Origin of the sequence: Dankookia sp. GCM10030260 (genome assembly GCF_042666655.1) — a bacterium.
In the GTDB taxonomy this organism is placed as follows: Bacteria; Pseudomonadota; Alphaproteobacteria; order Acetobacterales; family Acetobacteraceae; genus Paracraurococcus.
Genome location: NZ_JBHTDE010000002.1, coordinates 619,467 through 639,887 on the forward strand (window position 1 = coordinate 619,467; position 20,421 = coordinate 639,887).

The following is a 20,421-nucleotide window of genomic DNA, read 5'->3' on the forward strand; positions in this document are numbered from 1 at the left end:
GGCGCCGAACCCCCCGCCCGACAGGTTACCGCCCCATGGCCTCCTACCAGTACGCCTATGTGATGAAAGACCTCACCAAGTCCTATCCGGGCGGGCGCGAGGTCTTCAAAGGCATCACCCTGTCCTTCCTGCCCGACGTGAAGATCGGCGTGCTTGGCCCGAACGGCGCCGGCAAGTCGACCCTGATGCGCATCATGGCGGGCCAGGACAAGGAATTCGGCGGCGAGGCCTGGGCGGCCGAGGGCGTCCGCGTCGGCTACCTGTCGCAGGAGCCGCATCTGGAGCCCGAGCTGACGGTCGGCGAGAATGTCATGCTCGCCTTCAAGGACATGAAGGGCTACCTCGACCGCTTCAACGAGATCTCGATGAAGTTCGGCGAGGAGATGTCGGACGACGAGATGAACACCCTGCTCGGCGAGCAGGCCGACCTGCAGGAGAAGATCGACGCCGGCAATGGCTGGGAGATCGACCGCACCGTCGAGATCGCGCTCGACGCGCTGCGCTGCCCGCCCTTCGACAGCCCGGTCACCACGCTCTCGGGCGGTGAGCGCCGCCGCGTCGCGCTGTGCCGGCTGCTGCTCGAGAAGCCGGAGATGCTGCTGCTGGACGAGCCGACCAACCACCTCGATGCCGAGAGCGTCTCCTGGCTGGAGACCACGCTGCGCGACTATACCGGCGCGGTGCTGATCGTCACCCACGACCGCTACTTCCTCGACAACGTCACCAACTGGATCCTCGAGGTCGATCGCGGCCGGGGCATCCCCTACCAGGGCAACTACTCCGCCTACCTGGAACAGAAGCGCAAGCGCCTGAAGCAGGAGGAGAAGGAGGAGAGCACCCGGCAGCGCCAGCTGGCCGAGGAGCAGGAATGGATCGGCCGCAGCCCGGCCGCCCGCCAGGCGAAGTCGAAAGCCCGTATCGCCAAGTACGAGGACCTGCTGCAGCGTAGCCTCGACAAGGCGCCGGACCCGACCGAGATCCAGATCCCGCCGGCACCCCGCCTGGGCAACATCGTCATCGTCGCCGACCAGCTCCGCAAGGGCTTCGGCAACCGGCTGCTGATCGACGACCTGTCCTTCAAGCTGCCGCCCGGCGGCATCGTCGGCGTCATCGGCCCCAACGGCGCCGGCAAGACCACGCTGTTCAAGATGATCACCGGCGTCGACCAGCCTGACAGCGGCACGCTGGTGGTGGGGGAGAGCGTCCAGCTCGGCTATGTCGACCAGAGCCGCGACAGCCTCGACGACAGCAAGACCGTCTGGCAGGAAATCTCCGACGGCATGGACCAGATCACCATGGGCAAGCGGGCGGTGCCCAGCCGCGCCTATTGCGCCGCCTTCAACTTCAAGGGCGGCGACCAGCAGAAGCCGGTCGGCGTGCTGTCGGGCGGCGAGCGCAACCGGGTGCACCTGGCGAAGATGCTGAAGCGCCCGCACAACGTCCTGCTGCTGGATGAGCCGACCAACGACCTCGACGTCGACACGCTGCGGGCGCTGGAGGAGGCGCTGCAGGACTTCGCCGGCTGCGCCGTCATCATCAGCCACGACCGCTGGTTCCTCGACCGCCTGGCGACGCACATCCTGGCCTTCGAGGGCGACAGCCACGTCGAATGGTTCGAGGGCAACTTCCAGGCCTACGAAGCCGACAAGCGCCGCCGTCTCGGCGCCGCGGCCGACCAGCCGCACCGCCTCAAGTATCGGCCGCTGACCAGGTAGGCACGGCATGCGGGTCGCCCCGACCGTCCCGATGCCCGGGCGGCTGGTCCGCACCGGGCGGCTGACCCTGGTCCCGCCGGGCAAGGAGAACCTGCCCGACCTGATCCGCCTGAAGTCGGATGCGCGGGTCTTCGAGCTGATGCTGCATGGCGTCCGCTCGGAGGACCGCACGCGGGACGAACTCGAGGACGACATCGAGTTCTGGCGGGTGCGCGGCTATGGCACCTGGTGCGTCTACGAAACCGCGACCGGCGAGTTCCTCGGCATCGCCGGGCTGATGGAACGGCCGGATGGCCGCGGCGTGGCGATGCGCTTCGCGCTCTGGCCGGAATGCCGCGGCAAGGGCTATGCGCGGGAGGCAGCGAAGGCCGGGCTCGATTTCGGCCATCGCGTCGGCCTGCCGCGCATCATCGCCGTCGCCTGGGCGGAGAACCTGGCGTCGCGGACGGTGCTGCAGGACATCGGCATGGTGGAGTGCGATGCCTTCACCTACCGCGGGCGGCGAATGATCGTCTATGAAAGCCTTCGCCCGGCCTGATCCCTGCCGTCAGGGCTGCAGGCGGACCCCGGTCTGCGCGACGATCCGCTGGTAGGTCGCATATTCCCGCTCCATGAAGGCGCGTGCCGTCGCCAGGTCGTTCGGCCCGGCCGGCGGCTCGTGCCCCGCGGTCAGCATGCGGTCCCGCACGATCGGCTCCGCCAGGGTCCGCAGCAAGGCCTGGTTCAGCGCCTCCGCCACCCGCGGCGGCATGCCGGCCGGGCCGATCAGCAGGAAGAAGCCGCCGTTGTCGAAGCCCGGCACGCCGAGCTCGCCCAGCGTCGGGATGTCCGGATAGAGCGGGAAGCGCCGGTCGCCGACCATGGCGATGCCGCGGATCTTGCCGTCGCGCAGCAACGGCGTGGCGGAGGCGAGGGCGGCGATGCCGAATTGCGCTTCCCCCGTCATGATCGATTGCACCATCTGCGCGCCGCTGCGGTAGGGCACATGGACGTAGCGGGTGCCGAAGGCCTGGGCGAGCATCTCCGCCCGCAGGTGCAGCACGCCGCCGACGCCGGAACTGGCATAGGTCAGCGCATCGGGCGCGGCGCGGCGCAGCGTCTCCAGCACCGCCCCGGGCGTGCGGCCGGGCAGGCTCTCGGTCACGACCAGCACGCCGGGCGGGGTGCTGACGATGCCGATATGGGTGAAGTCGGCGACCGGGTCGTAGCGGGTGCCGCCGATCATCGCCGCCGGCGCGGCGGCTGCGGCGCCGGTTTCCGTCATCATAATCGTGTAGCCATCGGCCGGCTGGCGCTTCAGCCATTCGGTGGCGATGACGCCGGCGGCGCCCGGCCGGTTGTCCACCAGCATCCGCGCCTCCGGCCCCAGATGGGACGGCATCCGGTCGGCCAGGATGCGGGCGGCGATGTCGGTGCTGCCGCCGGGCGCGTAGCCGGTGACCAGGGTGATGGGGCGGTCGGGGAAGGCACCGGCCGCGGCGGGCAGCAGGGCAGCGAGCAAGGCAAGGCCAAGGCTTCGGCGACGCATGGTTGATGTCCTCCCGTTTGGTCTGCTTGACTCCAGCAGAGCATTCCCTGACCGGTGCTGGAAGCATGTCGCGGCGGCAGGCGCCAACCGCCGGGCCCGCACCGTCGAAACCTCGGGTGGAGCGCGCCGCCGGCCGGGAAAGGGCCTGGTGGCGACGCTCATGGCACAACTCGCGGCGTGCCGCGGCGACGTATGGTGCACCGGTCACCGGAGTGTCGCGTGCGTTGACCTGGTCGGCGGCGCTAAGCCCGCCCGATTGCCGAAGGAGGATTGATGCCGATGCCCCCCGTGCCGCCGCGCCCCGCCAGCTACGACAAGACGGTCGCCCTCGTCCTGCAGGGCGGCGGCGCGCTCGGCAGCTACCAGGCCGGGGTCTATGAGGCACTCGCCGGGTCCGACTACCTGCCCGATTGGGTGGCCGGCATCTCGATCGGCGCGATCAACGCCGCGATCATCGCCGGCAACGCACCGGGCGACCGGGTGGCCAGGCTGCGGCAGTTCTGGGAAGGCATCACCGCGCCGGCCACCGCCATCGCCGGGTGCTGGCAGGGCGCACTGGCGGCGGGCTGGGCGGATCACCGCCAGCTCGGTGCCGCGAGTGCCCTGCTGCTCGGCCAGCCCGGCTTCTTCGCGCCACGCCCGGCGGTGGAATGGCTGCTCGGGCCCGAGCCGGTCAGCTACTACGACACCGCCGCATTGAAGGGCACGCTGGAAGCCCTGATCGATTTCGACCGGATCAACGCGAAGGAGACGCGCTTCAGCGTCGGCGCGGTGAATGTCCGCACCGGCAATTTCGCCTATTTCGATAATGCCAGGATGGTCATCCGGCCGGAGCACGTGATGGCGAGCGGCGCCCTGCCGCCCGGCTTCCCGGCGGTCGAGATCGACGGCGAGCACTACTGGGATGGCGGCCTGGTTTCCAACACCCCGTTGCAATACGTGCTGGACTATGTCCCGCGCAGCAGCCGGCTGACCTTCCAGGTGGACGTCTTCCCCTCCCGCGGGCAATTGCCGACGACGCTGGCCGAGGTCGCGGAGCGCGAGAAGGACATCCGCTATTCCAGCCGCACCCGCGCGGCGACCGACACGCAGCGCTTCGCGCATGACCTGCGGCACAACATCAACCTGTTGTTCGAAAAGCTGCCGGAGGCGCTGCGGGCGACGCCGGAGGCGCAGTTCCTCTATGCCTATGGCTGCGTCACCACCATGGACATCGTCCAGCTGATCTACCGGCCGGCCGAACCGCAGGGCCAAGCCAAGGACTACGAGTTCAGCCGCCAGACGATGCAGGAGCGTTGGGCGGCCGGGCGGGCCGATGCGGCCGACGCCCTGGCCGCCTCGCCCTGGCTGGCGCCGATGGCGGAGGAGGTCGGCGCCCGCACCTTCGACCTGCATGCGCCGGCGGGCCGGCTGGAAGCGGGCAGCCCGCGGACGCCGCGCAGCGCTGCCTGACGGGCGTCAGCGCGCCCCCTGTTCCCGCGCCGCGAGCTGCTGGATCTGCCGCTTCATCGCCGTCAGCAGGGCGGCGACCGACCCGTTGTTCTGCTGGATCACGGCGGAATACTCGCTCCGCTGGGTCAGCCGGAGCGAGGTGCCCTCGGCGATCACGTCGACGATCTTGGGCTGGCCACCGACGTCGCCGACACGCCAGTCGAGCGCGAAGGGCGCGCTGTTCGGCCGTTCAATGATGGTGTTGACCAGGACGTCGTCCTCGGTCCGCAGCTGGCTGCGGCCGAGCGAGAAGCGCACGCCCTGGTACTCGCCGAAGCGGGCCGAAAGGTTGCGGATCAGCGTTTCCTCGAACAGCTTCACATATTCGGCCTGTTCGGCCGGCGTCGCCTGGCGCCACCAGCGGCCGAGGATGAAGCGGCCGACGCCCTCGATGTCGACCGCCTTGCGCAGCACCGCCGCGACATGCAGCCGGCGGGTGGCGAGGTCCGACCTGGTGTCGTTGATGGCGGCGACCAGGTCTCGGCCGGTGGTCTGGATGAAGCTGGCGGCGCGGCCGATATCCTGCTGCGCCAGGGCGCGATGCGCCATGAAAGGCAGGCTGAGGCCGGCGCCCAGCAGCAGGCGGCGGGGGATTCGGGTCATTCTGGTCTCTCCCGGTCGGGTCAGCGCGGCGGCTCGGCGCTGGGCGCAGGGGGGGTGTAGCCGGTGCCGGTGCCGAAGCCAGTGCCGGTGGCGGCGGACGGCGCCGTGGCGTCGTTGGCGTTGCGGATCTCGGCGTTACGGCGCTGGCGATAGGCGCTGCGCAGCGTCGCGTAGGGATCGAGCGATTCCTTGTTGACGATGTCGAGCACCTCGATGAGCGATTCGCGGGCGTCCACGACGGTCAGGCCGGCGCGGGTGTAGGTCAGCGCGTCGACCGTGACGCCCTGGCCGACCCAGGTCAGCGGGTCGCTGGCGATGCCCATGCCGGCGCCGACGAGGTCACGCGGATTGGACGGGCCGAGGACGGGGATGAACAGGTAGGCGCCTTCGCCGACGCCCCAGACCGCCAGGGTCTGGCCGTAATCCTCGGTATGGCCCTTGACCCCGAACCGACTGCCGGCGACGTCGAAGATGCCGCCGATGCCCAGGGTGGAATTGATCAGGAAGCGTCCAAGCGTGTCGCCGGCGCGGCGCGGTTCGCCCTGCAGCATGTCGTTGGCCAGGATGACCGGCGTGCGCAGGTTGCCCAGCACGTTGCGGATGCCGGTGCGGACCGGCTGCGGCACCACGTCGCGATAGGCCACGGCGACCGGCCGCAGGATTACCCGGTCGATACCCTGGTGCACCGCGAACATGCGGCGGTTGAAGGGCTCGATCGGATCGTTGGTCTGCTTGAATTCGGCGACCTCATCCGGATCGCTCGGGTCTGGCCTGGCGGCGCAGCCAGCCACGAGCGCCAGCGCCAGCAGCGCGACGGTGAAGCGGGTTCGAAACGGCATCATCGGGCGCATCGGCAACCTGGACCTCTTGCGTTAGAACAACGCAATAACATGTCGTGGCGCATAGCGCGCGGGCATTCAACCCGACGCTACGCCCCACGACCACCATGGCCATTATGACCGTTGGGATAATGGTGCAACGCCACAAACTGTATCCGGTGCCCTGCTGACGGAGAGGTTGACCGGATTGGCGCCCCGGCGGGGTGGCTCCGGCTCCGTCCCCTCCCCATTACACGTCACCCGGCGATACAGGGCCGGCTGTTCCAGGCGACACGATCCCAGGCTAGTAGGAAAGTATGGACCAGACCCTCAACGCGCCGGTCGACCGGCGCCTCCCCGACGCCACCCGCGGCACGCTGCAGCGCTGGCTGACCGGCCCGCGCGTCGATGGCCTGCCACAGCTTGCCGCCCTGCCGGCCCCGGCGCTGTCCTTCGAATTCTTCCCGCCGAAGACCGACGCGCTGGAGACCCAGCTCTGGGCCTGCATCCGGCGGCTGGAGCCGCTGGCGCCGCAATTCGTCTCGGTCACCTATGGCGCCGGCGGCACCACCCAGGCACGGACCCACGCGACGCTCAGCCGGATCGTGCAGGAGACCTCGCTAACCCCGGCGGCGCACCTGACCTGCGTCGGCGCCTCGCGTGGCGAGGTCGACGACGTCGCCCGGGCCTATTGGGCAGCCGGCGTCCGCCATATCGTGGCGCTGCGCGGCGACCCGCCGGTCGGGGCCGAGCGCTACGAGGCGCATCCGGAGGGCTATGCCTACGCCGCCGACCTGGTCGCCGGGCTAAGCCGGGTGGCGCCCTTCGAGATCAGCGTCGCCGCCTACCCGGAGATGCACCCGACCGCGCTGTCGGCCGAGCACGACCTGGACAACCTGAAGCGCAAGATCGATGCCGGGGCGACCCGCGCCATCACCCAGTACTTCTTCGACACCGACATCTTCCTGCGCTTCCTCGACCGCTGCCTGGCGGCCGGGATCACCGTGCCGATCGTGCCGGGCATCATGCCGGTCTCCAACTTCACCCAGATGAAGAAATTCTCCGCCATGTGCGGCGCCGGCGTGCCGGACTGGATGGGCCGGCTGTTCGAGGGGCTGGAGGACGACGTCGAGACCCGCCGCATGGTGGCGAGCGTGGTGGCGGCCGAGCAGGTACGTCTGCTGCAGGCCAACGGGGTGGACGAGTTCCACTTCTACACGCTGAACCGGTCCGACCTGGTCTATGCCATCGCCCATATCCTGGGGGCGCGGCCAGCCAAGGCGCCTACCTCGGCCTGATGCACGGCGCGCGGCAGGGCGCGATGACCATGGCGGCGCCGGGTTCGGCCGGCGCGTTGCCGCCGAGGTGGGCCTGCCCGGCGTCGTCGGCCGGGCGCGGATGCCGGGTTCTGCCAGGATTGCCGCCAGGGCCTCCCGCAGCCGGGTGATGGCGGGGGCCATGGGCAGCGTTCGCGGTCTCCGGCCGAGGAGCGCGCTGCGGGTCATTCGACCTTGATCCCTTCGGCCAGGATAAGCCCGCCCATGCGGGCCCGCTGGTCGGCGAAGAAGGCGGCGAATTCGGCCGGGCCGCTGCCGACCGGAATCATGCCGATCTCGCCCAGCCGCTTGACCGCGACCGGGTCGCGCATGCCGGCCTGGGCGGCTTCCGACAGCCGGGCGATGACCGGTGCCGGCGTCCCGCTGGGCGCATAGAAGCCGAGCCAGTCGGCGACGTCGAAATCGGCGAAACCCTGTTCCTGCACGGTCGGCACCTCCGGCAGGTTGGGCAGGCGGGTGGCGATGCTGACCGCCAAGGCGCGCAGCCGCCCCTCCAGCACCAGCGGCGTCGCCGAGGGCAGGGTGGAGAAGACGAATTCGGCATCGCCCGCCAGGATGCCGGCGATCGAGGCGGCGCCGCCGCGGTAGGAGACGTGGTTGGCGGAAACGCCCGCCCGGCGCAGCAGCAGCGCCGGCGCCAGATGCGTCGCCGTGCCGACACCGGAGGAAGCATAGGGGATCTGCCCCGGCGCCGCGCGCAGCCGCGCCAGCAGCGCCGGCAGGTCCTTCGAAGGATGGTCGGCCCGGACCACGCAGAGCAGGGGCGAGCGCACCATCTGGCTGATCGGCGTCAACTGCCTGGCGAAATCATAGGGCAGGCTGGGGATCAGCAAGTGGTTGACCGAACCGCCGGCGGTATCGGCCAGCGTGGTATAGCCGTCCGGCGCGGCCTGGGCGACCACGCCGGCGCCGACCGAGCCGCTGGCACCGGCCCGGTTCTCCAGCACCACCGGCTGGCCGAGCACCCGTTGCATCGCGGGGGCCGCCAGCCGCATCGGGATATCGGCGCCGCCGCCCGGCGGCCAGGAGATGACGATGCGGACGGCACGGCTGGGCCAGTCCGGCTGCGCCCGGGCGACGAGCGGCACGGCGAGCATGGCGGCGACCAGCGGTCTGCGGCCGAACCGGGGTGTCATGCGTTCCTCCGTGGTCTTTCCGCCATCCTGCCCTGCGCGCCGGCTGATGGGAAAGCCTTTGGTCCGGCGAGGCCCGGCGCTAGGATGCGGGAAACGTCCAGGAAGGGAGAAGGGCGATGCGCCTGTCAGAAGACCAGGTCCGTCAATTCCACGAGGAAGGCTGGCTGTTCCTGCCGGAGACATTCTCCGCCGAGGAAGTCGCCGTGCTCCGCGACGAGGCGGAGGCGATCTACGCCGCCAACCGGCCGGAGATCTGGCGCGAGAAGTCCGGCGTGCCGCGCACCGCCTTCGCCGCGCATACCTACAACGAGGCCTTCCGCCTGCTCGGCGCGCATCCGCGGCTGATCGAGCCGATCGAGCAGCTGTTCGGCGAGCAGCTCTACATGCACCAGTTCAAGATCAACGCGAAGGCGGCCTTCACCGGCGATGTCTGGCAGTGGCACCAGGATTACGGCACCTGGCTGCGCGACGACGGCATGCCGGAGCCGCGCGCCATGAACATCGCGGTCTTCCTCGATGAGGTGATGCCGATCAACGGCCCCTTGATGCTGATCCCGCGCAGCCAGGCGCATGGCAACCTGAAGGCCGGGCATGACCTCAGCACCACCTCCTACCCGCTCTGGACGCTGGACGACCAGGTGGTGACGGAACTGGTGCAGGAGGGCGGGATCGTCGCCCCGACCGGCAAGCCGGGCGGCGTGCTGCTGTTCCACGGCAACCTGGTGCATGGCTCGGCGCCGAACATCACGCCCTATCCGCGGAAGATCGTCTACCTCACGCTCAACGCGGTCTCCAACCACATCCGCAAGCCGACCCGGCCGGAATGGATCGCCCATACCGATTTCGCGCCGATCCAGCCGGTGCCGGACGATGCGCTGACGCAGTATGCCCGGCGGTACCGCCAGGCGGCGGAGTGATGTTTGGCGGAGTTCGTACCCCGGCCTATATCGTGTCTTGTGCGAACCTCCTCATGGCTGCTGCTCCTCCTCGCCCTGGCCGGCGCCATGCCGGCCAGGGCGTCCAACTGCGTTTCTCCACCGCGGCCCGGCATCGACTGGCGCCGCTGCCTGCTGGAGGCGCGGGACTTCCGCGGCGTCGACCTGACCGGGGCGGTGTTGCGGGATGCATCCCTGTCGCGCAGTGACCTGCGCGGCGCCGTGCTGCGGGATGTGGTCGGCTATACCTCCCGCTTCGTTGCCGCCGACCTGCGGGATGCCGACCTGGGCGGGGCGGAACTGCTGCGGGCCGACATGACCCGGGCCAATCTCGGCAAGGCGCGGCTGGCGGGCGCGGACCTCCGGCGCGTCCGCTTCTTTCGCGCCGACCTGCGCGGCGCCGACCTGACCGGCGCCCGCATCGACGGCGCGGATTTCCTGCATGCGCAGCTCGGCGGGGCGCGCTGGGTGGACGGCAAGCAGATCTGCGCCGCCGGATCGGAAGGTGCCTGCCGCTGAGCGGTCGCCCGTCCCGCCCGAAGGGCAGGATGCTCGAGGAGGTCGTCCACCCGACGCGCGACGCGGTCTCCACCCGATCCGCAAGCCGACCGGGCCGGGATGGATCCCGCGGACCGATGCCGCGCCGGTCCAGCTGGCAAGCCCGCCCCGTCGCTTGCCGCCCCGCGCCGCTTCCTGCCATGGTTCGGCAAAACCATGGGGGAGGGGCCAGTGGCCAGGCTGCAGGGCAAGGTTGCCATCGTTACCGGCGCAGGGACCGGCATCGGCCGCTGCACCGCGGAGCTGTTCGCCCGCGAGGGTGCCAAGGTGGTCATCGCCGAGATCGACGCGCCGAGCGGCGAGGAGACCGCCCACCGCATCGCCCGCGCCGGCGGCGAGGCGATCTTCCTGCGGACCGATGTCAGCGAGCCCGACAGCATCGCCGGCACCATCGCCAGCACCGTCCGGCACTATGGCGGCCTGCATGTGCTGCACAACAATGCCGGCGGCTCGACCAGCGTCGACAACACCGCGGTCGAGGCGCCGCTCGAGGAATTCTGGCGTGCCATCAAGCTCGACCTCTACGGCACCTTCCTCGGCTGCCGCTTCGGCATCCCCGAGATGGCGCGCTCGGGCGGCGGCTCGATCATCAACATGGCGTCCGTCGTGGCGCTGATGGGCTTCCCCGGGCGGGATTGCTACACCGCGGCGAAGGGCGGCGTCGCCGCGCTCACCCGCTCGCTGGCCGTCGAGTTCGGGCCGAAGCGCATCCGGGTCAACGCGGTCGCCCCGACCGTCACCTTGACCGACCGGGTGCGCGGGCTGCTGGCCGGCAATTCGGCCATGCAGGTTCTGGCCGACCAACACCTGCTCGGCCTCGGCGAGCCGATCGACATGGCCAATGCCGTGCTCTACCTCGCCTCGGACGAAAGCCGCATCGTCACCGGCACCATCCTGCCGGTCGACAGCGGCCTGGTGACGCTCTGATGTCGAACCTCACCCATATCGGCTTCCTCGGCCTCGGCCAGATGGGCGCGCCCATGGCGGAGCGGCTGTTCGGCCCCGACGTGCAGCTGCATGTCTTCGACCCGCGTGCGGAGGCCATGCAGCCCTTCGTCGCCCGCGGCGCCAAGGCCTGCGCCTCGCCCGCCGCGGTGGCGGATGCCGCCAGCATCGTCTTCGCCTGCCTGCCCACCGGCAAGGTCAGCGAGGCCGCGGCGCTCGGCCCCGAGGGCGTCGTGCATGGCCGCGCCATCCGCGTCCATGCGGAGATGTCGACCATCGGCCGCACCACGGTGCAGCGCATCGCCGACGGCCTGGCGCAGCGCGGCCTGGCGATGGTCGATTCGCCGATCAGCGGCGGGCCGGCAGGCGCCCGGGCCGGCACGCTGGCGATGATGGTCGCCGGTGCGCCCGATGCCGTGGAGACGTTGCGCCCCTTCCTGCAGCGCATCGGCCAGCGCATCTTCGTGCTGGGCGACCAGCCTGGCCAGGGCCAGGTGATGAAGCTGGTGAACAACCTGCTCTTCGCCGCCAATACCGCCAACGCCTTCGAGGCCTTCGCGCTCGGCGCCAAGGCCGGGCTCGACCCCGACACCATGGTCGCGATGGTCAATGCCGGCACCGGCCGCAGCTTCGCAAGCAGCGATGTCATGCCCGGCATCCTCGACGGCAAGCTGCGCTTCGGCGCCTCCATCGCGGTGCTCGACAAGGATGTCAGCCTGGGACTCGAAGAAGCCAGGGCCTACGACGTGCCGATGTGGGGGATCGAGCAGGCGGCGCGGCTCTGGCGCTTCGCCGCCAGCCAGGGCAAGGGCGGCGCGGACCTGGCCGAGCTGGTCCGCATCGTCGAGGGCTGGGCCGGCGCCGAGATACGCAGCCGCAAGGACGGCTGAGCCGGGGGTGGCGGGAGGAGCGAACCCCTCCCGCCGATGCGGTCAGGTCGCCAGCTGCGACCCGATCGGCAGCTCGCGGATGCGCTTGCCGATCGCGGCATAGATCGCGTTGCACAGCGCCGGCGCGAAGGGCGGCAGGCCGGGCTCGCCGACGCCGCTCGGCGGCACGTCAAGGCCTGCGGGCACGATGTGCACCCGCACCTCGCGCGGCGCGTCGTCGATCCGCGATACCTCGTAGTCGGTGTAGTTGGACTGCACCACGCGGCCGCCCTTGAAGGTGATCGCGCTTTTCGTCGCCAGCGACATGCCCATCACGCAGGCGCCCTCGACCTGGGAGCGGATGCGTTCCGGGTTGACGTGGAAGCCGCAATCGATGGCGACGTCGACCCGCGGGACCGACAGCACGCCCTTCTCGTCCACCGCCGCCTCGACCACCGTCGCCACGTAGGTGACGAAGCTGCGATGCGCGGCGATGCCCAGCCCATGCCGCGCCGGCAGCTTGCGGCCCCATTCCGCCTTCTCCGCGGCGAGCTCGACGACGTGCCGCAGCCGGCCGGTATCGACCGGATACTTCCGCGGATCCTCGTTGTAGTTCCAGAACTCGGTCGGGCCCTTGCCGACCGGCAGGTCCACCATGCGCGGCGCGCCGATCAGCTCCAGCAGGTAGTCCTTCGGGTCCCGCCCGGCCGCCGCCGCCATCTCGCCGACGAAGGAGTGCACCGCGAAGATATGCGGGATGTTGAGCACCGAGCGGAACCAGCCGATACGGGTATGCGCCTCGGCCTCGCCGTTCTCGATCCGCATGTTCGGGATGGCGAAGGGCGTGTCCAGCAGGCCCATGCCGACCTCGAACCCCGCGCCGTGCTTCTGGTCGGGGGCGAAGATGCTCAGGATGCTGGGGAAGACGCTGCGATGCATCCAGCTCGTCGCCTTGCCCTCGGCATCCAGTCCGGCCTGCAGCCGGTCCACCTGGACGGTGTGGTAGTAGCCGTTCTGGATGTCGTCCTCGCGGGTCCAGACCACCTTCACCGGCTGGCCGTCCATCGCCTTCGACAGCAGTGCCGCCTCGATTGCATAGTCGCATTTCGACTTGCGGCCGAAGCCGCCGCCGAGGAGCTCGACGTTCACGGTGACATTCTCCAGCGGCACCTTCAGCCGCTCGGAGATCTCGCCGCGCACCGAATAGGGGCTCTGCGCGCTGGTCCAGCACTCGACCTTGCCCCCGGCGATGCGCACGGTCGCCGCCGGCGGCTCCATTGGCGCATGCGCCAGGTGCGGCGCGTAGTATTCCGCCTCCACCCGCTTGGTCGCCTTGCCCAGGGCGGCGTCGGCGTCACCTTCCTTGCGCAGGACGTTGCCCGGCTTGCGCGCGGTCTGCTCCAGGCCGGTGCGGTAGCTGTCGCTGTCGTAGCTGGCGTGCGGGCCGTCCTTCCAGGTGATCTTCAGCGCTTCCCGCGCCTGCATCGCCGCCCAGGTGTTCCTGGCGATGACCGCGACGCCGCCGAGCGGGGAGAATTTCGCCGGCGGCGGCGTGCCCTCGAGCTGCACGATCTTGACCACGCCAGGAATCTTCTTCGCCGCAGTATCGTCCACCGAGACGACCGTGCCGCCCAGCACCGGCGGCCGCGCCACGACGGCGAAGAGCAGGCCGGGCATGGTCGTGTCCTGGCCGTACTTCGCCCGCCCAGTGGAGATGTCGAAGCCGTCCACCAGCGGCAGGGTGTCCTTGCCGATATAGCGGAAGTCGGCGGCCTCCTTCAGCTTCAGCGTCTCCTTCGGCGGCACCGGCAGCTTCGCCGCCTCGGCCGCGACATCGCCGTAGCCCAGGCTGCGGCCGCTTGCGGCATGCAGCAGCTGGTGGTTCCTAGAGGTGACCTGGTCGGCCGGCACGCCCCAGCGCTTCGCCGCCGCGGCTTCCAGCATCCGCCGCGCCGCCGCGCCGCATTCCCGCATCGGCTGCAGGAAATGGCGGGTCGAGCGCGAGCCGTCGGTGTCCTGGTTGCCGTAGCGCAACTCGTCGCCCGGCGCCTGCACCACCTTCACCCGGGACCAGTCGGCTTCCAGCTCGTCGGCGACGATCATCGGCATGCCGGTCCGCACACCCTGGCCCATCTCGGCGCGGTGGCAGACGATGGTCACCAGCCCGTCGGGGGCGATCGAGACGAAGACCAGCGGGTCGTTCACCACGCCATGCGGCATGGCGTCGGCGCCGAATTTCGGCTTCGGTGCATCCTCCACCGCCTGGGCCGTCGGCACGCGCAGCGCCATCAGGAACCCACCGGCGGCGACGCCCTGCAGCAGCAGGCGGCGGGAGGGACGTTCGATGCGAAGATCGGTCATGTCAGGCGGCCCCCCGGGCGGCGGCCTTGATGGCCGCGCGGATGCGCTGGTACGTGCCGCAGCGGCAGATGTTGCCCTGCATGCCGGCGTCGATGTCCTCGTCGGTCGGCTGCGGGGTCTGCTGCAGCAGCGCCACCGCCTGCATGATCTGCCCGGCCTGGCAATAGCCACATTGCGGCACGTTGATGGAACGCCAGGCCTTCTGCACCGGGTGGTTGCCGTCTGGGCTCAGTCCCTCGATCGTGACCACGGCCTGGCCCTCGGTGTCGCCCATGGCGGTGGCGCAGGCGCGCACCGCCTCGCCGTTCATGTGGACGGTACAGGCACCGCAGGCGGCCACGCCGCAGCCGAATTTCGTGCCGGTCAGGGCCAATTCGTCGCGCAGGAACCACAACAGGGGCATCGCGGGATCGCCGTCATAGGAACGTTCCTCGCCGTTGACGCGCAGCTTGACCATCGGGGGTCCCTCCTCCTCCGCCCGGCATGGGGACGCCGGGATGTGAGGGGAACGCTCGGGAACCCGGTCCCGTTGCCCTTGCCTCGCATCGCGGAACGGTCCGGCCCCTCGTCCGCCGGCGGGCTGGCTGCTAGACAGCGGCGGATCGCGGGCGGGAGGCGGCAGCAGCATGGCATCGAAGCAGACCCCCGCCGTGCGCGCGGCCGAGGCCGCCGGCATCCGCTTCCGCCTGGTCGAATACGACTACGAACCGGATGCGGAATCGGTCGGGCTACAGGCGGCGGCCGCCATGGGCATCCCGCCCGGACAGGTGTTCAAGACGCTGGTCTGCCTGCTGGACGGGGCGGAATTGGTCTGCGCCGCCATCCCCTCCGACGCCCGGCTCTCGCTCAAGGCGCTGGCCGCAGCGGCGGGGGCCAAGCGGGCGGAGATGGCGGACCCGGCCAAGGCCGAACGCAGCACCGGCTTCGTCGTTGGCGGCATCAGCCCCTTCGGCCAGAAGCGGCGGCTGCGCTGCTTCCTCGATGCCAGCGCCGCGGGGCAGGACGAGATCGTGGTGAACGGCGGCCGACGCGGGTTGCAGATCGCCCTGGCCCCGGCCGATCTGGTGGCGGCGCTGGCGGCGGTGGTCTGCCCGCTGCAGGCCGAATGACGCAGCCAAGCAAAGGGAGGAACGCCGCATGAAGGCCCTGGTGGTGGACAGACCGGAGACCGGCCAGGCGGCCCGCGCCGCCTTCCGCGACTTCGCCGAGAGCGAATTGCCCGAGGGCGACGTGCTGCTGCGCGTCAGCCACTCGACGGTGAACTACAAGGACGGGCTGGCGGTGACCGGCCGTGCCCCCGTGGTGCGGCGCTTCCCCATGGTGCCGGGGATCGACCTGGTCGGCGTGGTCGAGACATCCGACAACCCGGCAGTAAAGCCCGGCGATCAGGTCCTGCTGAACGGCTGGGGGGTGGGTGAGACCCATTGCGGCGCCTATGCGCCCCGGGCCCGGGTCAAGGCGGACTGGCTGGTGCCGCTGCCCGCCGGCATGGACCCGGCCGAGGCGGCGGCGATCGGCACCGCCGGCTATACCGCCATGCTCTGCGTCATGGCGCTGGAACGCTACGGCATGACGCCCGACCGCGGCCCGGTGCTGGTGACCGGCGCGGCCGGCGGCGTCGGTTCGGTCGCCATCGCGCTGCTGGCCTCGGCCGGCTGGTATGTCGCGGCCAGCACCGGGCGGCCGGAGGAGCAGGCCTATCTCGAAGGCCTCGGCGCCAAGGAGGTGGTGCCGCGCGACCGCTATGCCGGCGGGGCGGCGCGGCCGCTGGGCAAGGAGGTCTGGGCGGCGGCGGTGGACACGGTGGGGTCGAAGACCCTGGCCGGGGTGCTGACCGAGATCAAGTATGGCGGTGCGGTCGCCGCCTGCGGCCTGGCGCAGGGGATGGACCTGCCGGCCTCGGTGGCGCCCTTCATCCTGCGCGGGGTGGGGCTGCTCGGCGTCGATTCGGTCATGGCGCCGCGGGCGCTGCGGCTGGAGGCCTGGGCGCGGCTGGCCCGCGATCTCGACCGCGCCAAGCTGGCGGCGATGACGACGACGGTCGGGCTGGACGAGGTGCCGCGCGTCGCCGAGGCGATCCTGGCCGGCCAGGTGCGCGGCCGCGTCGTGGTGGAGATCGGCCGGTGACGACCCTGTCCCGCCGCACGCTGCTCGGCGCCGGTGCGACGCTGGCGGCGATGCCGGCACGTGCCCAACCCTGGCGGCCGACGCGGTCGGTCACCATCCTGGTGCCCTTCGCCGCCGGGTCCGGCACCGATGCGATCTCCCGCATCCTGGCCGGGCTGCTGGAGCCGATCTGGGGCCAGCCCGTGGTCGTCGAGAACCGGGCCGGCGCCAATGGCGCGCTGGCCGCCGGCGCCGCCGCGCGCGCCGCGCCGGACGGCTCGACGCTGATGATGACCACCAACACGCCGAGCGCCGCCAACCCGGCGCTGATGAAGCGGCTGGACTACGACCCGGTCGCCGACTTCAGCGCCATCTGCCGCACCGGCAATTACAATTTCTGGCTGGTGGTGCCGGAGACCTCGCCCTTCCGCAGCGTGGCGGAATTGCTGGCGGCGGCGAAGGCGAAGCCGGGGCAGCTCACCTATGCCTCGGGCAATTCCACCGGCATCGTCGCCGGCGGGACGATCGCGGCGCAGGCCGGGATCGAGATGACGCATGTGCCCTATCGCAGCACGCCGCCGGCGATCACCGACGTCATCGCCGGCCGGGTCACCTGCATGGTGGTGGATGTCTCCTCCTCGCTGGGCAACGTCAAGGGCGGGCAGTTGCGGGTATTGGGCGTGACGACGAAGCAGCGCAGCAAGCTGCTGCCGGACATCCCGCCGCTGGCCGAGCTCGGCCTGCCCGGCTTCGACGTGGCGGCCTGGGCCGGGGTGGTCGGGCCGGCGCGGATGCCGACCGAGATGGTGGCGTCGATCAACGCCGATATCCGCGGCGTCTGGGACCGGCCGGAGACGGCGACGCGGCTGGGCGATATCGGCTTCGACGGGTTCAGCTCGACGCCCGAGGAGTTTTCCGCGTTCATCAAGGACGAGATCGTCAAATGGGGCCGCATGGCCCGCGCCGCGGGGATCGAGCCGGAATAGCCGCGCGGCGGAAGAGGCCGCGTCAGGGCCCGGCGAAGAGTCCCGCCTGCGCCGGGGGTGCGGGTCGCGGGAGCGCGGCGGCGTCCAGCGGCCGCGCGCCGCAGGCCAGCAGGTAGTCGGCGATGGCGTCCATCTCCGCGGCGGAGCGGGTGCGGTCGTGGAAGGGGTCCTCGGCCGGCGAGCCGCGCGGCACCCAGATCACCGTCTCGTAGCGCGCCCGGGTCAGCAGCACGCGGTAGGTGTTGCGGATGAAGTCGGCATCCTTCGCGGCGATCTGCCACTTGTCGCCGACGAAGCCGCGCGCCGACCAGCCCGCCCGGCCGCGCACGAAGTCGCCGCCCCAGGCCAGGCCGACCACGTCCAGCTCCAGCCCCTGGCAGGCATATTCCGTCGCCGCCGTCTCCAGCGCGTCCGAGGCGCGGATATCCGGCCAGCGCCGCAGGAACCAGTCCGGCACCTCCTTGGTCGGCACCTCGGCGCCGAGCCCTTCCGCCCGCAGCCGCCTTGCCCCCGCCGCCCGCACCAGCCCGGCCCGGCGCTGGCCGCGGGCGAAGCCGCGCAGGCCGGCGCGCAGCGCCGCCAGGTCGCGGGTGACGAGATAGGGCAGGGCGGGCGCCGCTTCGGCGATGCGCCGTGCCTCCGCCGTCTCGCCATCCAGCAGCGCATTCACCCAGGCCGCGCCGGCGGTCTCCCGCACGCTGCGCATCGGCACGACCAGGTCGAGATCGGCATCGATCTCCAGCCAGGCCGGGGTCCCCTCGGCCAGCCGCTGCACCGGATCGGTCGCGGCCAGCGCACGCGGCGCCGCGGCGGCCCGCCAGCGTGAATTGGCGGCGACCACGCGGCCCCATTCGGCTAGGCCCGCCTCGCCGGTATTGATCTCCTGCCCGTTGCCGATCAGCGCCACCACCACGGACCAGCCGGCGCGGCGGCCCATGATCTCCAGCGTGTGCGCCGGCTCGCTCATCGTCAGGCGGGACCGCTTGTTCTGGGTGCCGGTCAGCGACTTCGCCTGGTCCCAGGCCCGCTGCGCCTCGTCGAAGACGATCAGCCGCTCGGGCGGCAGGCGGGCGGGATCGATCGCGCAATCCTCGAGGAAGCGGTGCACGTTCTGCAGCGCGGCCTGGGTGCGGCGTTCCGCCTCGGCCCGGTCGCATTCGCCGCGCGCCACCGCATCGCGCGCCAGCGCCGCGCGCAGCACTGCGACCAGCGGCGCGTTGCCGGTCAGGAAGGCGGCGCCATCCACCCGGGCCGGGCCGAAGACGGCATTCAGCCCGCAGAGCGTCTTGCCCGCGCCGGGGATGCCGGTGACGAAGATGACGGTCCGCGCCGCCGCGGCCCGGGCGGCCTCGATATGCCGGGCGATGGCGCGCGCCGTGCGGGTCAGGTTGGCCGCGTCCGCGCGGGCCGCGGCGATCTCGGCGACGCCGTTGCGGGCATAGAGCATGGTCGCCGCCTCGACGATGGTCGGCACCGGGCGGTAGGGCGCCTCAAGCCAGGCGGCGCCGTCGATCGGCAGGGCGGACGCGGGCAGGGTCGCCTGCACCCAGCGGATCAGCCCGGCCAGCGCCTCCGCGCCGCAGACCAGCGGATCGGTCGGGTGCTTCGGCAGCAGCCAGGGCTGCACCGGCGGTGCCCAGCCGCCGGTGCCCGCCACCAGCACCGGCACGATGGCATGGTCCCGGCTGCCGGCATGGAAGTCCCGCAGGTCGAGCGCATAGTCCTCGGCCTCCGCCAGCGCCGCATTGGTCGGCGCTGCGGTCTTGAACTCCAGGCAGAGGATGGCGCGGTCCGTCAGCAGCACCGCATCGATGCGCTTCTCCAGCCGCAGCAGGTCGAATTCCAGCGCGACGGTCCAGGCCGCGCCGCCGCAGGCCGCGACCGCCGCCTGCAAGGCGCGCAGCTGCGCCTGCCAGGCCATCTCCTGGTCCGGCGTGCCGCTGAACCCGCGCGCCTGCTGCGCCGAGGCCAGCCGCCTGACCGTATCCGCCGGGTCGCGCGCCAGCAATTCTGCCCCGCTGCAGGCGAACCAGGCCCTCATCCGCGATCCCGACCCGGCCAGGTCGCCAGCAGCAGGCTTGCCCCCATCAGCGCGAACCCCGCCGCATGCGTCACCGTGAAGCGCTCCCCCAACCCCAGCACCGCGGTCAGCGCCGCCGCCGCCGGCAGGAAGCCGGTGAAGACCCCGGCCACCCCCGCCGGCACCTTACGCAACCCGGCATACCACAGCAGCAGGCAGAGCACGCTCGCCGTCAGGCTGTGGAAGACCAGCAGCCCGGCCAGCCCCGGGTCGGCCAGCGCCGCCATCGCGCCGAGGCCCGGCAGGGCCAGCGGCAGCAGCATGGCCGCGCTGAAGGCCTGCATCCAGAAGCTGGCGGTCACCACCGGCACCCGCCCGCCGAGCCGCTTGGCCAGCAGCACATAGGCCGCCTCCCCACAGACCCCGGCGAAGACCAGCGCATTGCCGAATGCCGAGCCGCCCGTCGCGCCGCCCAGCCGGGCCACGGTGATCGCCGCCATGCCGCCGGCCGCCAGCGCCGCCGCCAGCCAGTGCCGCGGGGCCAATCGCTCCCGCAGCCAGGCGGCGCTGCCGATGGCCACCACCGCCGGCATGGTCGCCAGCACCAGCCCGGCCTCCAGCGCCGTGGTCAGCCGCAGCCCGCTGAGCAGGGCAGCGTTGTACAGCGCGGTCCCCAGCAGCGCCTGCAAGGCCAGGTTCAGCGCGGCGGCGCGGCCGATCCGCACCGGCCCGTCGAGGGCGCGCGCCAGCGGCCACAGCACCAGGCAGGCCAGGAGGCAGCGCAGGCAGAGGATCAGCGGGATCGGCAGCGACCCGGCCAGCAGCTTGCCGACCGCGACATTGGCGCCGACCAGCGCCATGGCCAGCGCCAACTGGCCCTGCGCCAGCAGCATCTCAGCCGGCCCCGGCGACGGCCGGGGGACTCGGGGCGGGGCGTTCCGTCAGCATGCCCGGCGCAGCATGCCGCGGGACCGCGCCCGGGGGAAATCCGCCCGGGCCGCCCCCTTGCAAGC

The 20,421-nt window shown here is 71.4% G+C and carries 19 protein-coding genes; 11 read left to right on the top strand and 8 right to left on the bottom strand.

All coding sequences use genetic code 11. The annotated features are described in order from the left end of the window. Nucleotides 1–35: 35 nt before the first annotated feature. On the top strand, nt 36–1,715 hold the full coding sequence (gene ettA, locus ACFQS7_RS09415; protein ID WP_380066783.1) for an energy-dependent translational throttle protein EttA: 1,680 nt from the start codon (nt 36–38) through the stop codon (nt 1,713–1,715). A 7-nt stretch (nt 1,716–1,722) separates the two neighbouring features. Beyond that, the gene (locus tag ACFQS7_RS09420; RefSeq protein ID WP_380066784.1) at nt 1,723–2,253 is read left to right on the top strand and encodes a GNAT family N-acetyltransferase; all 531 of its coding nucleotides are present in this window, start codon (nt 1,723–1,725) and stop codon (nt 2,251–2,253) included. Nucleotides 2,254–2,262: 9 nt separating this feature from the next. On the opposite strand, the gene ACFQS7_RS09425 is transcribed toward ACFQS7_RS09420, so the two are convergent. After that, entirely contained in the window at nt 2,263–3,243 is a 981-nt protein-coding gene (locus tag ACFQS7_RS09425) for a Bug family tripartite tricarboxylate transporter substrate binding protein (RefSeq protein ID WP_380066785.1), read from the bottom strand. A 273-nt stretch (nt 3,244–3,516) separates the two neighbouring features. Between ACFQS7_RS09425 and ACFQS7_RS09430 the strand changes: the two genes are divergently transcribed. Then, on the top strand, nt 3,517–4,695 hold the full coding sequence (locus tag ACFQS7_RS09430) for a DUF3734 domain-containing protein (protein WP_380066786.1): 1,179 nt from the start codon (nt 3,517–3,519) through the stop codon (nt 4,693–4,695). Between the two features lie 6 nt (nt 4,696–4,701). Here the strand turns inward: ACFQS7_RS09430 and ACFQS7_RS09435 are convergent, their stop codons facing one another. Both ACFQS7_RS09435 and ACFQS7_RS09440 read right to left on the bottom strand, forming a co-directional pair. Continuing rightward, complete coding sequence (locus ACFQS7_RS09435) at nt 4,702–5,337, bottom strand: phospholipid-binding protein MlaC (protein WP_380066787.1); 636 nt, start codon at nt 5,335–5,337, stop codon at nt 4,702–4,704. Between the two features lie 20 nt (nt 5,338–5,357). Continuing rightward, the gene (locus ACFQS7_RS09440; RefSeq protein ID WP_380066788.1) at nt 5,358–6,179 is read right to left on the bottom strand and encodes a VacJ family lipoprotein; all 822 of its coding nucleotides are present in this window, start codon (nt 6,177–6,179) and stop codon (nt 5,358–5,360) included. A 293-nt stretch (nt 6,180–6,472) separates the two neighbouring features. Between ACFQS7_RS09440 and metF the strand changes: the two genes are divergently transcribed. Continuing rightward, nucleotides 6,473–7,453 carry a methylenetetrahydrofolate reductase [NAD(P)H] gene (gene metF, locus ACFQS7_RS09445; RefSeq protein WP_380066789.1) on the top strand — a complete coding sequence of 327 codons (981 nt, stop codon included), beginning with the start codon at nt 6,473–6,475 and terminating at the stop codon, nt 7,451–7,453. Nucleotides 7,454–7,656: 203 nt separating this feature from the next. Here metF and ACFQS7_RS09450 read toward each other — a convergent pair whose 3' ends face one another. Further along, nucleotides 7,657–8,628 (bottom strand): Bug family tripartite tricarboxylate transporter substrate binding protein, encoded by a 972-nt coding sequence (locus tag ACFQS7_RS09450; protein ID WP_380066790.1) that lies wholly within the window; start codon nt 8,626–8,628, stop codon nt 7,657–7,659. 116 nt (nt 8,629–8,744) lie between these two features. Here ACFQS7_RS09450 and ACFQS7_RS09455 point away from each other — a divergent pair, with 116 nt between their 5' ends. From ACFQS7_RS09455 to ACFQS7_RS09470, 4 genes are all read left to right on the top strand, one after another. Then, the gene (locus ACFQS7_RS09455; protein WP_380066791.1) at nt 8,745–9,545 is read left to right on the top strand and encodes a phytanoyl-CoA dioxygenase family protein; all 801 of its coding nucleotides are present in this window, start codon (nt 8,745–8,747) and stop codon (nt 9,543–9,545) included. Between the two features lie 39 nt (nt 9,546–9,584). Beyond that, nucleotides 9,585–10,082 carry a pentapeptide repeat-containing protein gene (locus ACFQS7_RS09460; protein ID WP_380066792.1) on the top strand — a complete coding sequence of 166 codons (498 nt, stop codon included), beginning with the start codon at nt 9,585–9,587 and terminating at the stop codon, nt 10,080–10,082. Nucleotides 10,083–10,292: 210 nt separating this feature from the next. Next, the gene (locus tag ACFQS7_RS09465; protein ID WP_380066793.1) at nt 10,293–11,048 is read left to right on the top strand and encodes an SDR family NAD(P)-dependent oxidoreductase; all 756 of its coding nucleotides are present in this window, start codon (nt 10,293–10,295) and stop codon (nt 11,046–11,048) included. Next, nucleotides 11,048–11,956: an NAD(P)-dependent oxidoreductase gene (locus ACFQS7_RS09470; protein WP_380066794.1), complete on the top strand. Its 909-nt coding sequence runs from the start codon at nt 11,048–11,050 to the stop codon at nt 11,954–11,956. Before ACFQS7_RS09465 ends, ACFQS7_RS09470 begins: the two co-directional genes overlap by 1 nt. 42 nt (nt 11,957–11,998) lie before the next feature. Here the strand turns inward: ACFQS7_RS09470 and ACFQS7_RS09475 are convergent, their stop codons facing one another. Together ACFQS7_RS09475 and ACFQS7_RS09480 are read right to left on the bottom strand one after the other, a co-directional pair. Then, complete coding sequence (locus ACFQS7_RS09475) at nt 11,999–14,296, bottom strand: molybdopterin cofactor-binding domain-containing protein (protein ID WP_380066795.1); 2,298 nt, start codon at nt 14,294–14,296, stop codon at nt 11,999–12,001. 1 nt (nt 14,297) lies between these two features. Further along, nucleotides 14,298–14,753 (bottom strand): (2Fe-2S)-binding protein, encoded by a 456-nt coding sequence (locus tag ACFQS7_RS09480; RefSeq protein WP_380066796.1) that lies wholly within the window; start codon nt 14,751–14,753, stop codon nt 14,298–14,300. A 169-nt stretch (nt 14,754–14,922) separates the two neighbouring features. Here ACFQS7_RS09480 and ybaK point away from each other — a divergent pair, with 169 nt between their 5' ends. From ybaK to ACFQS7_RS09495, 3 genes are read left to right on the top strand one after another with little or no spacing between them, the layout of a single operon-like run. Next, complete coding sequence (gene ybaK / locus ACFQS7_RS09485; protein WP_380066797.1) at nt 14,923–15,405, top strand: Cys-tRNA(Pro) deacylase; 483 nt, start codon at nt 14,923–14,925, stop codon at nt 15,403–15,405. A gap of 28 nt (nt 15,406–15,433) precedes the next feature. Beyond that, nucleotides 15,434–16,423 carry an MDR family oxidoreductase gene (locus ACFQS7_RS09490; RefSeq protein WP_380066798.1) on the top strand — a complete coding sequence of 330 codons (990 nt, stop codon included), beginning with the start codon at nt 15,434–15,436 and terminating at the stop codon, nt 16,421–16,423. After that, entirely contained in the window at nt 16,420–17,388 is a 969-nt protein-coding gene (locus ACFQS7_RS09495) for a Bug family tripartite tricarboxylate transporter substrate binding protein (RefSeq protein ID WP_380066799.1), read from the top strand. The genes ACFQS7_RS09490 and ACFQS7_RS09495 overlap by 4 nt, the downstream gene beginning before the upstream one ends. Before the next feature lie 22 nt (nt 17,389–17,410). Here ACFQS7_RS09495 and ACFQS7_RS09500 read toward each other — a convergent pair whose 3' ends face one another. Together ACFQS7_RS09500 and ACFQS7_RS09505 are read right to left on the bottom strand one after the other, a co-directional pair. After that, complete coding sequence (locus tag ACFQS7_RS09500; RefSeq protein WP_380066800.1) at nt 17,411–19,429, bottom strand: DNA/RNA helicase domain-containing protein; 2,019 nt, start codon at nt 19,427–19,429, stop codon at nt 17,411–17,413. After that, complete coding sequence (locus ACFQS7_RS09505; RefSeq protein ID WP_380066801.1) at nt 19,426–20,301, bottom strand: DMT family transporter; 876 nt, start codon at nt 20,299–20,301, stop codon at nt 19,426–19,428. The genes ACFQS7_RS09500 and ACFQS7_RS09505 overlap by 4 nt, the downstream gene beginning before the upstream one ends. Nucleotides 20,302–20,421: the final 120 nt, after the last annotated feature.

Bases quoted from the DNA above. Each gene is read 5' to 3' on its own strand.
- metF (WP_380066789.1), top strand. From the start codon at position 6,473: ATGGACCAGACCCTCAACGCGCCGGTCGACCGGCGCCTCCCCGACGCC.
- ACFQS7_RS09420 (WP_380066784.1), top strand. From the start codon at position 1,723: ATGCGGGTCGCCCCGACCGTCCCGATGCCCGGGCGGCTGGTCCGCACC.
- ACFQS7_RS09435 (WP_380066787.1), bottom strand. From the start codon at position 5,337: ATGACCCGAATCCCCCGCCGCCTGCTGCTGGGCGCCGGCCTCAGCCTG.
- ACFQS7_RS09470 (WP_380066794.1), top strand. From the start codon at position 11,048: ATGTCGAACCTCACCCATATCGGCTTCCTCGGCCTCGGCCAGATGGGC.
- ybaK (WP_380066797.1), top strand. From the start codon at position 14,923: ATGGCATCGAAGCAGACCCCCGCCGTGCGCGCGGCCGAGGCCGCCGGC.
- ACFQS7_RS09480 (WP_380066796.1), bottom strand. From the start codon at position 14,753: ATGGTCAAGCTGCGCGTCAACGGCGAGGAACGTTCCTATGACGGCGAT.
- ACFQS7_RS09475 (WP_380066795.1), bottom strand. From the start codon at position 14,296: ATGACCGATCTTCGCATCGAACGTCCCTCCCGCCGCCTGCTGCTGCAG.
- ACFQS7_RS09425 (WP_380066785.1), bottom strand. From the start codon at position 3,243: ATGCGTCGCCGAAGCCTTGGCCTTGCCTTGCTCGCTGCCCTGCTGCCC.
- ACFQS7_RS09430 (WP_380066786.1), top strand. From the start codon at position 3,517: ATGCCGATGCCCCCCGTGCCGCCGCGCCCCGCCAGCTACGACAAGACG.
- ettA (WP_380066783.1), top strand. From the start codon at position 36: ATGGCCTCCTACCAGTACGCCTATGTGATGAAAGACCTCACCAAGTCC.
- ACFQS7_RS09500 (WP_380066800.1), bottom strand. From the start codon at position 19,429: ATGAGGGCCTGGTTCGCCTGCAGCGGGGCAGAATTGCTGGCGCGCGAC.
- ACFQS7_RS09455 (WP_380066791.1), top strand. From the start codon at position 8,745: ATGCGCCTGTCAGAAGACCAGGTCCGTCAATTCCACGAGGAAGGCTGG.
- ACFQS7_RS09490 (WP_380066798.1), top strand. From the start codon at position 15,434: ATGAAGGCCCTGGTGGTGGACAGACCGGAGACCGGCCAGGCGGCCCGC.
- ACFQS7_RS09450 (WP_380066790.1), bottom strand. From the start codon at position 8,628: ATGACACCCCGGTTCGGCCGCAGACCGCTGGTCGCCGCCATGCTCGCC.
- ACFQS7_RS09505 (WP_380066801.1), bottom strand. From the start codon at position 20,301: ATGCTGCTGGCGCAGGGCCAGTTGGCGCTGGCCATGGCGCTGGTCGGC.
- ACFQS7_RS09440 (WP_380066788.1), bottom strand. From the start codon at position 6,179: ATGATGCCGTTTCGAACCCGCTTCACCGTCGCGCTGCTGGCGCTGGCG.